Consider the following 13,196-nt stretch of genomic DNA (forward strand, 5'->3'; position numbering starts at 1 on the left):
TGCAAATGGTCCGTGGTAGTCGGCAGTGCTTCGCGCTATTTATGTAGTGATAAGCGAAGGAAGGGCTGCTGCCGACATGCGCAAATTAAATCTCGTCTGGTGTACGAAGATTCGTTACAGCAATACGTTCGCCGCGTTTACGCTCGCGTTCTGACTGCATATTGGCGCGATAAACGCCCTGATCGCCAACCACCCAAGAGAGCGGACGGCGTTCTTTGCCAATGGAATCCTGCAGCAGCATCAGAGCCTGCATATACGCTTCCGGACGCGGCGGACATCCCGGGATGTACACATCAACCGGAATAAATTTATCAACGCCCTGCACCACAGAATAGATGTCGTACATACCGCCGGAGTTGGCGCATGCGCCCATGGAAATAACCCATTTTGGTTCCAGCATCTGATCGTAGAGGCGCTGAATAACAGGAGCCATTTTGGTAAAGCAGGTTCCAGCCACGACCATCAGGTCAGCCTGACGCGGCGAGGCACGCAGTACTTCCGCACCAAAACGGGCCACATCGTGCACGGCGGTAAACGAGGTCACCATCTCAACGTAGCAGCAGGAAAGGCCAAAGTTATATGGCCAAATTGAGTTTTTACGGCCCCAGTTAACCATGTCATGGAGCTTACCCATGAACACATTTTTATTAACTTCTTGCTCCAGGGGGTCGGTTACGATCTCCTGTTTTTGCAGGGGGTAACGGTCGTTCTCACCGTTAGGATCTATGCGGGTGAGCGTATAATCCATCTTAATGCCTCGCGGTTAGCGTTGACGATTAGCGATACTGTTCGTTTCCGGGTTCATACGCTCGCGGCGTGAACGCGCGGGCGTCCAGTCCAGCGCGCCAATACGCACCAGATAAACCAGACCAGCCAGTAACACAAAAATAAAAATTGCAGCTTCCACAAAGCCAATCCAACCGCTTTCACGGATAGATGTTGACCATGCGAACAGATACAGCGCTTCAACGTCGAAGATAACGAAGAACATGGCTACCAGATAAAACTTGGCAGACAGGCGCAAGCGGGCGGTGCCGACCGAGTCGATACCTGATTCAAACGGCACGTTTTTAGATCTCGCGCGCGCGCGACCACCTAAAAACCAGCCGCCGACGAGCATCAGGCAGCACAGGCCAATGGCGACAATAAGAAAGATAGCGAATGCCCAGTGATGAGCGATGATTTCAGTGGATGTTGACATACTCATTGCTTACTCATCAAAAGTAGCGCCAAATTCTCTGCTCTTTTCGGCAGATGAACGCCACATCGATTCATGGGGAGGAATAAAAAAAACCTTACAATCACTGTAGAAAACCATTTTATACAGCCAATTGATGGGGTTTTTTACTCCTTTCTATAACCTTTTGTCAACTTTAACAAAAGTTTCCTCACATTATTTTACACTGCTCCAACTTCATTAACATAAAGTGCTGTTTAGACCCATTTCGATCGCATCATCGGTCTTTTTTAATGTTGTTGAATCGTGTCCGTAGTGAAGTAAAAAAGATAATACACGTCTATTTTGACAGGAATTCACACTAATGCCTCCCCCTAAATGGGAGTATTTTCTTGATCTGTGACACGCTTTTGTTAATTCACCATAAAAAACAGCAACAATTTCTCTAGTTTTTTAACATGGAAACAATTAACACTTCTGCTGCTTATTTTTCACCCTGTTTGCAGGCTGTTTTTTTACCCGCTGATTTTGTTAAGTTTTAGTATAGCAAATGACATAAACCAACGTTATTTACTTAAAAAAAGAGCCGCTGGATGTTTTTTCATCATTAGCGGCTCTTTTTTTACACTTACATTTTAAAACGTTTTTTGTGACGCGTTACTCGAAGTCCCCTTCAACAAGGAGCGAATCATCTCCCCCTTCGGGGGTAAACTGATTGTATTGCCAAGGATTTTGATAAGTCTGCATCGAGTTAAAGATAACCTGAGCTAAATCATTTTGCGTAGCCGGATCGCAGCACAACAGATACTCGGTATCAGGCAGTGGCGGTAATCCGTCCGCCGCGCCCAGTACGCGTAAATCAGGACTCATCATTTCAACGGGACGCGCAGTAACGCCCAGACCGGCTTTGACCGCAGCACGAACCGCAGGCAATGTTGAAGCAACATACGCTAAGCGCCACGGGATCTGTGCAGCATTCAGCGTTGCCAACACCATATCGCGGAACGGGCTCGGATCGTCCAGCAGAACCAACGGAACCGGCTCACCTTTTTGCAGGATATATTCAGCTGCACAATACCAGTGCGTCGGTGAAGTGCGCAGATTCAGGCATTCAAAATCGCCCGGACGGTTAGTCGTTACCACCAAATCCACTTCTTGCGACTTCAGCATATCCACCATATAGGCGTTGCGCTTGACCCTCACATCCAATGCAAGCTTCGGATAAACCGAACTTATACGGTTGAGCAGGAAAGGCAGTATAGTATCGGCAGATTCATCAGAAGCTCCGATAGTTAACACTCCCTGAAGATTGTTAAACATTAATGATGAGCATGCCTCATCATTAAAACGCAAGATTTTTCTGGCGTAACCCAACAGCTGTATACCATGTTCGGTCAGCAGTTTGTTGCGTCCATGGCGCGCGAACAACTCTTTCCCCACGAGTTGCTCAAGACGCTGCATTTGCTGACTCACCGCAGACTGAGTGCGACATACCGCAGCTGCCGCAGCCGCGAAGGTATTCAGGTCGGCAACAGCAACGAAGGTTCTCAGCAGATCGAGGTCGAGGTTAATTATCGGACGATTTGCATTTATCATAGTTTTTCACTTACTCGCGGGTCATACCGTGTTAATGCTGTGCATTCAGAATCAAACAACTCCATTTGTTATCTGCCTGCCTTCCTTGCAGTTTCGCTTAGTGTAACCAGGTGAAAATAAGGATGTATTTGGTTTAACAAACGAAACAATTCTCTTTCTACGCTATATAATAACCGTGACACTCATCGGAATATAGCAACGAGAAAGGGCCATATTTTTAGCTGCTGGATGATTCTGACTAATGGAAAACATGTAAATTTAAAAAAAGTTAACGAACAATAATTTACACATTAAAAACTAACTTTTCAGTATGTTAGGAACAACCAACAAACATTTGAATTATCGTAAAATTCTTACTACGCACCATTTCATGAGACTTATCTTAACCTAAAACCACTATATTTATAAGTGTTATCGCGAATAATTCGAGGCAACAAGGCGTTATGTCAGAACTGAGGTTTTCGTATTATTAGTCCATTAAAATTAATGCGATTTAAATATTAAATAATAATTAATTAAGAATCCCTCAATTCATTAATTATGCTTAACAATGAATTCACACCGTACCACGCGCGGATCAGGCCGATAACAGCCCTCGCAGATAAAACCTCAGTATTTTCGAATGACGTCATACCGCTTATGTGTCGGCGATCTTTTGCTTTACAGAGTTAAGTTTTTTTGACCAGACAAACCACCACACCCAAACCAACACCACAAAACATATCACCAATATAATAAAATTAACCAGATTATTATTTCATGATAATTGCGTTATTTAGTTATTAACAGTTAATTATAACTTCATGGATTTTCAAAATCTTCTACTAAAGACCCTTCAAAACTTACCGTCGTGGGAGTACATTGTGCTGGGCTGACTTCCATGGCAGGGAGTGGCATTCACAGCTAAAAAGGTCAACGTTCATGTCCCCCATTGAAAAATCCAGCAAATTAGAAAACGTCTGTTATGACATTCGCGGCCCGGTTCTGAAGGAAGCAAAGCGCCTGGAAGAAGAAGGCAATAAAGTTCTGAAACTGAACATCGGCAACCCGGCGCCATTCGGGTTTGAAGCGCCAGATGAAATTCTGGTTGATGTGATCCGCAATTTGCCAACAGCGCAAGGATATTGCGACTCAAAAGGTCTCTATTCAGCCCGTAAAGCGATCATGCAGCATTACCAGGCCCGCGGGATGCGCGATGTGACCGTGGAAGATATCTATATCGGTAACGGCGTTTCCGAATTGATTGTGCAGGCCATGCAGGCATTGCTGAACAGTGGGGACGAAATGCTCGTTCCGGCACCTGATTACCCGCTGTGGACGGCGGCGGTATCGCTCTCCGGCGGTAATGCCGTGCACTACCTGTGTGACGAATCATCTGACTGGTTCCCGGACCTGGACGACATTCGCGCAAAAATTACCCCGCGCACGCGTGGGATCGTCATCATTAACCCCAACAACCCAACCGGCGCTGTTTACTCCAAAGAGCTGCTGATGGAGATTGTTGAAATTGCTCGCCAGAACAATCTCATCATTTTTGCGGACGAGATTTACGACAAAATTCTCTACGATGACGCTGAACACCACTCGATCGCCGCAATGGCTCCGGACCTGCTGACTATCACCTTCAATGGCCTGTCAAAAACCTATCGCGTTGCCGGTTTCCGTCAGGGCTGGATGGTGCTGAACGGGCCGAAGAAACATGCCAAGGGGTACATCGAAGGTCTTGAGATGCTGGCCTCTATGCGCTTATGTGCTAACGTTCCGGCGCAACATGCGATTCAGACCGCGCTGGGCGGATACCAGAGCATCAGTGAATTTATCATGCCTGGCGGGCGCCTGTATGAACAACGCAACCGCGCCTGGGAGTTACTCAATGATATTCCCGGCGTCTCCTGCGTGAAACCGCGCGGCGCGCTGTATATGTTCCCAAAAATCGACGCTAAACGCTTCAACATTCATGACGACCAGAAAATGGTGCTCGACTTCCTGTTGCAGGAAAAAGTGCTGCTGGTTCAGGGAACGGCGTTCAACTGGCCGTGGCCGGATCATTTCCGCATCGTCACGCTCCCGCGCATTGACGATATCGAAATGTCGCTGAGTAAATTTGAGCGCTTCCTGTCAGGGTATCACCAGCTGTAATAAAACACGGGCTGTTGGATCAGTATGACGAGTATTTGCATCTGACAGCCTTCTCTGCGCACAATGACTCACAGGTTGCCATCATATAAGGGTCGTTATGAAGCAGAGCCACTTTTTTGCCCACCTCTCCCGCCTGAAGCTCATTAACCGCTGGCCGCTGATGCGCAACGTGCGCACCGAAAACGTGTCCGAGCATAGTTTGCAAGTTGCCATGGTCGCTCATGCGTTGGCCGCGATTAAAAACCGTAAATTTGGTGGTCAGCTTAATGCAGAGCGCATTGCCCTGTTGGCAATGTACCATGATGCTTCAGAGGTGCTGACCGGTGACCTCCCTACCCCGGTAAAATACTTCAACTCACAAATCGCCCAGGAATATAAAGCGATAGAGAAAATTGCCCAGCAAAAGCTGGTCGATATGGTGCCCGACGAGCTGCGCGATATTTTTGCTCCGCTGATTGATGAACATGCTTACAGCGAAGAAGAGAAATCTATCGTCAAACAGGCCGATGCGCTGTGCGCCTATCTGAAGTGTCTGGAGGAACTTTCGGCGGGCAATAATGAGTTCCTATTGGCGAAAACGCGGCTGGAAAAAACGCTGGAGTCGCGGCGCAGCGAAGAGATGGACTATTTTATGGAGGTGTTTGTCCCGAGCTTTCACCTCTCATTAGATGAGATCAGCCAGGATTCACCGCTTTAAACGATTTTGCCGGATGGCGACGTCAACGTCTTATCCGGCACATAAAAATCAAAACGGGAACAGCATCGGGATCATCACCACGCACACCGCCATCACGATCACCGTAAACGGCACGCCAATTTTCACGAAATCGCTAAAGCTATAGTTACCCGGTCCCAGCACCAGCGTGTTTACCGGCGAAGAGACCGGTGTCATAAAGGCTGCGGATGCCGCCATTGCAATCACCATCGCAAAAGGATACGGCGAAACCCCCATCGACTTTGCCGCCGCCAGGGCGATTGGCGCCATGAGTACCGCCGTTGCAGTGTTAGAGATAAATAACCCGATGCTCGCGCACAGGACGAACAGGCAGCCCAGCATCATGTACGGGCCATACCCGCCGCCAACGTCCATCAGTCCTTTTACCACCAGATCGACACCGCCAGTTTTTTGTAGCGCCAATGCGAAGGGCATCATCCCGACGATCAAAATAATGCTTGGCCAGTGAATCGCTTTATAGGCGCTTTCGGCATCGATACAGCGGAATTTCCCCATCAGCAGGCAGGCGATAATTGCGGCAACCGTATTAGGAATTTCATCGGTAAGCATCAGGGCGACCATCAGCACCAGGCAGAAAATGGCATGCGGCGCCTGGCTGTGCGCCGGGGAAGCTTCACTGACCTCAGCTGGCATGTTCAACACCACGAAGTCGCGCCCTTTTTGTCCCAGCAGTGTGATGAGCTTCCAGTTACCCACCACCAGAATGATATCCCCCATCAGCAACGGTTCATCCACCACCGCGCCTGCCAGCGCCGTACCATCGCGTTTCAGGCCGACCACATTCAGACCGTAACGCGTACGAAAGGCTATCTCCCGTACCGTTTTGCCAATCAGTTCCGATTCTGGGATCAGTGAGATCTCGGCCATGCCCACATCCAACGCCTGCTCGGAGAAGTATTCCCCGCGCAGCACCATCGGCTCCAGCAGTTGCTCACTGCAAAATTCTCGCAGATCAACATCCGCTGCAGACATATCAATCAGCAGCACGTCACGGGCGCGAAACTCAGAAACCCCGTTAACGTCAACAATCACGCGACGAAAGCGCCGCCAGCGCTCCACACCAATCACGTTTGCTCCGTAACGCTCACGCAGTTTCAGGTCGTCCAGACGCTGGCCAATCATCGGTGAACCAGGGCGAATAGCCAGACGGCGGGCACGCCCCGTAAGGCGATACTCTTTGATTAAATCGCGAAAAGTCCGGCGTTTCCAACCGTCTCCTGGCTGCCCGGAATCTTCGCCCTTCAGCATAAAGCGCATCAGCAGCATATAAATTATGCCAAGCACCAGAACCACCAGCCCCAGCGGAGTGACGCTAAAAAAGCTGAAACCGTTAAGTCCTTCGCGTAGCAACTCACTGTTGACGACCAGGTTTGGCGGTGTCGCCACCAGCGTCATCATGCCGCTTATCAATCCGGCAAAGCTCAGCGGCATCATCAGACGTGAGGGAGAAATTTGCATGCGCATGGAAACGCTTAAGACAACCGGTATAAAGATAGCAACCACGCCGGTCGAACTCATAAACGCACCGAGCCCGGCCACGGTTATCATCAGCAACACCAGCATTTTGACTTCACTGCTGCCGGCGACCTTCACCAGCCAGGCCCCCATCACCGTCGCCACCCCGGTACGCACCAGACCGTCGCCGATAATAAATAAAGCCGCGATCAAAATAACGTTAGGATCGCTGAACCCGGAAAAAGCTTCTGTGATGCTCAATGTTCCACTCAGAACAAAGGCAATAATGACCAGCAAAGCGATCGCGTCCATACGCACTCTGCCAGTTGCAAACAAGACGACGGCAATCGCCAGCAATGAGAGAACCCATATCAATTCACCGTTCACAACATATCCTTGTTAAATGAGAGGGATGGACCGATTCTGCCATAAAAAAGCCCCAACAATCTGGGGCTAAATCATGATCAGGTATTTCTTACAACGACCACATTTCCGTTGGGCTGTTTGGTCACAGAAATATGTTCCAGACTGGTCAGCGAAAAATCGACCTCATCCAGACGCGGCGTGTCCGCTGGCGCATTTACCGCTATTACATGGCACCCTGCAGCCAGTCCCGAGAGCACCCCTGCGGGCGCATCCTCGACTACCGCGCATTCCTGTGGCGCCAGGCCCAGTAACTGAGCGCCTAACAGATAGGCGTCAGGCTCTGGTTTACCTCTTTTTACCCGTTCGGCAGTGACAAACACCTCAGGAGCAGGAAGTCCTGCGACACGATGGCGCGCCCGTGCGACCGGCATTGATCCTGAAGTCACAATCGCCCATGGGATGCCCGCTTTGTTGAGATGGTTGAGCAAATCAACCGCCCCTGGCAGCGCGGTGATCCCCGCGGTTTCCGTCGCTTCGATCTGCTCCAGGCGGGTGAACTCCGCAGCGATCTCCGCCTCGGACTTGCCCACCATAAAGTGTCGCAGGGAGGTAATGGCCTGCTTACCATGAATAAAGCCGAGCACCTCGGCGTGATCGAGGCCAAAACGATCGGCCCAGTTGCACCACGCGCGTTCTACTGCGGGTAAGGAATCGACCAGCGTTCCATCCAGATCAAACAGAAAACCTTTGCACTGCACGCTCGCCCCCTCAGGCATTAATGATTTGGTTAATTTCATTCGCGCTCAGGTGATACTGGCGCGGGCAAGAGTGCCAGACATTCAGCATACGCTGATATTTTTCCCACATCGGGGTCTGGGCGTTGAAACCATGCGTACCCGCATCGAAGTGGGTATAACGCCCTTCCACATTGACCATAAAACGAACGTACCCGAGGAAACGGGCTTCCGTTGCGGCGTCAAAACCGAGGAAGGTCACGCGTCGCTCATCAATAGACTGCGCGTCTTTTAGATTGGTCCAGGAGACATGTAATGCGTGATACATCTCCATAATATCGATAATCGTACGACAGGTTTCTTCCGTCAGCTCACCAAACTCACGATCCAACTCACGCATCTGCAAGCCGTAACCGCGTTCAATAATCGTCTGCAAACGACGATAACGCTCGGCGTTAGTGGGATCGAGCATAGTCATCATTTTGTACTGATTCGACAAAATCAGACGTTGAGCGTTGGTCATTTCCATTTGGGACTCCTGTATCACTACTACTGCGATGAAAAAAAAGAAGGCATCTTGTGCCTTCTTTTATATGCGTAATCAGGGGTCAATTACAAATCATCGAGGAAAGTTTTATCCAGTTGTTTGAAGGCGCGCTTAAGCGTGTCAGCCAGCGCCTGATAATCAGGCTTTCCTTCTACCGGAGCGAGCGCCTGTCCGGCCTCTTGCAATTTACCCCGAACTTCGTAGAACCAGTTGAGTATTGAAGGCGGCAGCGGCGTGACAGAACGCTTACCCAGCCACCACATGCCCTGCATCGGCAGGCTGAGTGCAAACAGCGCTGTCGCCACGGCCGGTCCCAACTGCCCGCCTAAAGCAATTTGCCAGCATAAGGTGAAAACAGCGATGGGCGGCATAAAACGGATTGCGTAACGCGTCATGCGGATCACGCGGTTCTCAACAAACACGGGCGCGAGGCGCTTTTCCATTGGCCACGTCTTCGCATAGTGCTGCCCCCGGCGAAACAAACTAAAAAAATTGACGGAACGATTATCCGGTGTCGACATGGCGGTTACCTCAACTTCACATATAAAAATTAAAAAATTTGTGCAAAACAACAACTACAAGGGACATCGTTCAAAACATTTTGTCTTTGATACCCACATTCAGGTATCCTGTGCCGGCCTGTAAGGCCTTTAGTCCAAAATCATTGAGTCGTCAAATTGGCATACAGTATGCCACTGGCTGAAAAATACGCAAAATGACATAGACTCAAAGGTATTTATTCCATCGTGCCCAAAAAGACTCTGGCGCATGATGTTAATCATAAACGTCGGTGTCATCATGCGCTACGCTCTATGGCTCCCTGACGTTTTTTTAGCCACGTATCATAAATAGGTACTTCCATGTCGAGTAAGTTAGTACTGGTTCTGAACTGCGGTAGCTCCTCACTGAAATTTGCCATCATCGATGCAGTAAACGGTGAAGAATACCTCTCTGGTTTAGCCGAATGTTTCCATCTCCCAGAAGCACGCATCAAGTGGAAAATGGACGGCGGTAAACAAGAAGCGGCTTTAGGTGCAGGCGCCGCTCACAGTGAAGCGCTGAACTTTATCGTTAACACTATTCTGGCACAAAAACCAGAATTGTCTGCGCAATTGACCGCTATCGGTCACCGTATCGTACACGGCGGCGAGAAGTATACCAGCTCTGTGGTTATCGATGATTCTGTTATCCAGGGCATCAAAGATTCTGCCTCTTTCGCACCGCTGCATAACCCTGCTCACCTCATCGGTATCGCAGAAGCGCTGAAATCCTTCCCAAGCCTGAAAGACAAAAACGTGGCTGTATTCGACACCGCGTTCCATCAGACTATGCCGGAAGAGTCTTACCTCTATGCTCTGCCGTACAGCCTGTACAAAGAACACGGCGTTCGTCGTTACGGCGCGCACGGTACCAGCCACTTCTTTGTTACTCAGGAAGCGGCAAAAATGCTGAACAAACCGGTTGATGAACTGAACATCATCACTTGCCACCTGGGCAACGGCGGTTCTGTATCTGCTATCCGTAACGGTAAATGTGTTGATACCTCCATGGGTCTGACCCCGCTGGAAGGTCTGGTGATGGGTACGCGTTCCGGTGACATCGACCCGGCGATCATCTTCCACCTGCACGACACCCTGGGCATGAGCGTTGACCAGATCAACAAAATGCTGACCAAAGAGTCCGGCCTGCTGGGTCTGACCGAAGTCACCAGCGACTGCCGTTATGTTGAAGATAACTACGCAACCAAAGAAGACGCTAAACGTGCAATGGACGTTTACTGCCACCGTCTGGCGAAGTACATCGGTTCTTACACTGCGCTGATGGATGGTCGTCTGGATGCGGTTGTCTTCACCGGTGGTATCGGTGAAAACGCAGCGATGGTTCGTGAACTGTCTCTGGGCAAACTGGGCGTTCTGGGCTTTGAAGTTGACCACGAACGTAACCTGGCCGCACGTTTCGGCAAATCTGGTTTCATCAACAAAGAAGGTACCCGTCCTGCGGTGGTTATCCCAACCAACGAAGAACTGGTTATCGCGCAAGACGCGAGCCGTCTGACTGCCTGATTTCACACCGCCAGCCTAGCTGGCGGTGCTGTTTTGTAACCCGCCTGAAATGGGCGGTAACGAAAGAGGATAAACCGTGTCCCGTATTATTATGCTGATCCCTACCGGAACCAGCGTCGGCCTGACCAGCGTCAGCCTCGGCGTGATCCGCGCTATGGAACGCAAAGGCGTTCGTCTGAGCGTCTTTAAGCCAATCGCTCAGCCTCGTGCCGGTGGCGATGCGCCAGACCAGACTACTACTATCGTTCGTGCTAACTCTAACCTGCCAGCTGCTGAGCCGCTGAAGATGAGCCACGTTGAATCTCTGCTCTCCAGCAATCAGAAAGATGTGCTGATGGAAGAGATCATCGCGAATTACCACGCGAACACCAAAGATGCTGAAGTCGTACTGGTTGAAGGCCTGGTCCCAACCCGTAAACATCAGTTCGCGCAGTCTCTGAACTACGAAATCGCGAAAACGCTGAATGCGGAAATCGTCTTCGTGATGTCTCAGGGCACCGATACTCCGGAACAGCTGAACGAGCGTATTGAACTGACTCGCAGCAGCTTCGGCGGCGCGAAAAACACCAACATCACTGGCGTTATCGTTAACAAACTGAACGCGCCGGTTGATGACCAGGGCCGTACTCGCCCGGATCTGTCCGAGATTTTCGACGACTCTTCCAAGGCGCAGGTGATCAAAGTTGATCCGGCTAAACTGCAAGAATCCAGCCCGCTGCCGGTTCTGGGCGCGGTGCCATGGAGCTTCGATCTGATCGCTACCCGTGCAATCGATATGGCGCGTCACCTGAACGCCACCATCGTTAACGAAGGCGATATCAACACCCGCCGCGTGAAGTCTGTGACTTTCTGCGCACGCAGCATTCCGCACATGCTGGAGCACTTCCGCGCAGGTTCTCTGCTGGTGACTTCTGCCGACCGTCCTGACGTGCTGGTTGCAGCATGTCTGGCAGCGATGAACGGTGTAGAAATCGGTGCACTGCTGCTGACCGGCGGCTACGAAATGGACGCGCGCATCAACAAACTGTGCGAACGTGCATTCGCTACCGGCCTGCCAGTATTCATGGTGAACACCAATACCTGGCAGACCTCTCTGAGCCTGCAGAGCTTCAACCTGGAAGTTCCGGTTGACGATCACGAGCGCATCGAAAAAGTTCAGGAATACGTTGCTAACTACATCAACGCTGACTGGATTGAATCTCTGACCGCGACCTCTGAGCGCAGCCGTCGTCTGTCTCCGCCGGCGTTCCGTTATCAGCTGACCGAGCTGGCGCGTAAAGCGGGCAAACGCGTTGTTCTGCCGGAAGGCGACGAACCGCGCACCGTTAAAGCGGCTGCTATCTGTGCTGAACGCGGTATCGCTACCTGCGTTCTGTTGGGTAACCCGGACGAGATCACCCGCGTTGCGGCCTCTCAGGGCGTTGAGCTGGGCGCTGGCGTAGAAATCGTTGACCCGGATGTGGTTCGCGAAAGCTACGTTGCTCGCCTGGTTGAGCTGCGTAAGAACAAAGGCATGACCGAAACCGTTGCCCGCGAACAGCTGGAAGACAACGTGGTTCTCGGTACCCTGATGCTGGAGCAGGACGACGTTGACGGTCTGGTTTCTGGTGCCGTTCACACCACCGCAAACACCATTCGTCCGCCGCTGCAGTTGATCAAAACTGCGCCGGGTAGCTCTCTGGTGTCTTCCGTGTTCTTCATGCTGCTGCCGGAACAGGTTTACGTTTACGGTGACTGTGCGATCAACCCGGATCCAACTGCTGAACAGCTGGCAGAAATCGCCATTCAGTCCGCTGAATCCGCCATCGCCTTCGGTATCGAACCGCGCGTTGCGATGCTCTCCTACTCCACCGGTACCTCTGGTGCAGGTAGCGACGTAGAGAAAGTTCGCGAAGCGACTCGTCTGGCGCAGGAAAAACGTCCTGACCTGATGATCGACGGTCCGTTGCAGTACGACGCCGCAGTTATGGCTGACGTAGCGAAATCCAAAGCGCCGAACTCGCCGGTTGCAGGTCGCGCTACCGTGTTCATCTTCCCGGATCTGAACACCGGTAACACCACCTACAAAGCGGTACAGCGTTCTGCCGACCTGATCTCCATCGGGCCAATGCTGCAGGGTATGCGCAAGCCGGTGAACGACCTGTCCCGTGGCGCGCTGGTAGACGATATCGTCTATACCATCGCCCTGACCGCGATCCAGTCTTCCCAGCAGCAGTAATTTGCTGCAGTGTGCCGGATCTCTTATCCGGTAACGCTTCTGCTTATCAAACCGGAAATAGCTGATATTTCCGGTTTTTTTATATCTGTTTTTTCTTTGGTACATTCTGAAATATTTGCCAGGATGCGCTGCATCAATGAATAACTATTCTTCTGTTTGCATACT

The 13,196-nt window shown here is 50.8% G+C and carries 11 protein-coding genes; 4 read left to right on the forward strand and 7 right to left on the reverse strand.

Annotated elements, in window-relative coordinates; translation table 11 throughout:
• Positions 1-85: 85 nt before the first annotated feature.
• From nuoB to lrhA, 3 genes are all read right to left on the reverse strand, one after another.
• The gene (nuoB, locus tag FHD02_RS08515; protein WP_003028075.1) at positions 86-748 is read right to left on the reverse strand and encodes an NADH-quinone oxidoreductase subunit NuoB; all 663 of its coding nucleotides are present in this window, start codon (positions 746-748) and stop codon (positions 86-88) included.
• Between the two features lie 15 nt (positions 749-763).
• A complete protein-coding gene (nuoA, locus tag FHD02_RS08520; protein ID WP_003028077.1) occupies positions 764-1,207 on the reverse strand; it encodes an NADH-quinone oxidoreductase subunit NuoA in 444 nt (147 codons plus the stop codon).
• A 627-nt stretch (positions 1,208-1,834) separates the two neighbouring features.
• Positions 1,835-2,773 (reverse strand): transcriptional regulator LrhA, encoded by a 939-nt coding sequence (gene lrhA / locus FHD02_RS08525; RefSeq protein WP_042307095.1) that lies wholly within the window; start codon positions 2,771-2,773, stop codon positions 1,835-1,837.
• Positions 2,774-3,694: 921 nt separating this feature from the next.
• On the opposite strand from lrhA, the gene alaA reads away from it, so the two are divergent.
• The gene (gene alaA, locus FHD02_RS08530) at positions 3,695-4,912 is read left to right on the forward strand and encodes an alanine transaminase AlaA (protein ID WP_005129483.1); all 1,218 of its coding nucleotides are present in this window, start codon (positions 3,695-3,697) and stop codon (positions 4,910-4,912) included.
• Between the two features lie 97 nt (positions 4,913-5,009).
• Positions 5,010-5,609, forward strand: a complete 600-nt coding sequence (gene yfbR, locus FHD02_RS08535; RefSeq protein ID WP_042307093.1) for a 5'-deoxynucleotidase — start codon at positions 5,010-5,012, stop codon at positions 5,607-5,609.
• A gap of 48 nt (positions 5,610-5,657) precedes the next feature.
• Here yfbR and FHD02_RS08540 read toward each other — a convergent pair whose 3' ends face one another.
• The 4 genes from FHD02_RS08540 to yfbV form a co-directional block, all read right to left on the reverse strand.
• Positions 5,658-7,490, reverse strand: a complete 1,833-nt coding sequence (locus FHD02_RS08540; protein ID WP_038642308.1) for an SLC13 family permease — start codon at positions 7,488-7,490, stop codon at positions 5,658-5,660.
• A 77-nt stretch (positions 7,491-7,567) separates the two neighbouring features.
• On the reverse strand, positions 7,568-8,245 hold the full coding sequence (locus FHD02_RS08545) for a sugar phosphatase (RefSeq protein WP_087051296.1): 678 nt from the start codon (positions 8,243-8,245) through the stop codon (positions 7,568-7,570).
• A complete protein-coding gene (locus tag FHD02_RS08550; RefSeq protein ID WP_006683652.1) occupies positions 8,238-8,732 on the reverse strand; it encodes a YfbU family protein in 495 nt (164 codons plus the stop codon). The genes FHD02_RS08545 and FHD02_RS08550 overlap by 8 nt, the downstream gene beginning before the upstream one ends.
• A gap of 83 nt (positions 8,733-8,815) precedes the next feature.
• On the reverse strand, positions 8,816-9,271 hold the full coding sequence (yfbV, locus tag FHD02_RS08555; RefSeq protein WP_038642312.1) for a terminus macrodomain insulation protein YfbV: 456 nt from the start codon (positions 9,269-9,271) through the stop codon (positions 8,816-8,818).
• 339 nt (positions 9,272-9,610) lie between these two features.
• Between yfbV and ackA the strand changes: the two genes are divergently transcribed.
• Both ackA and pta read left to right on the forward strand, forming a co-directional pair.
• Entirely contained in the window at positions 9,611-10,813 is a 1,203-nt protein-coding gene (gene ackA, locus FHD02_RS08560) for an acetate kinase (RefSeq protein WP_042307090.1), read from the forward strand.
• Positions 10,814-10,889: 76 nt separating this feature from the next.
• Entirely contained in the window at positions 10,890-13,031 is a 2,142-nt protein-coding gene (gene pta, locus FHD02_RS08565) for a phosphate acetyltransferase (protein WP_042307087.1), read from the forward strand.
• The last annotated feature ends 165 nt before the right edge of the window (positions 13,032-13,196 follow it).

Origin of the sequence: Citrobacter sp. EC_71, from assembly GCF_019584005.1 — a bacterium.
GTDB lineage: Bacteria > Pseudomonadota > Gammaproteobacteria > Enterobacterales > Enterobacteriaceae > Citrobacter > Citrobacter werkmanii.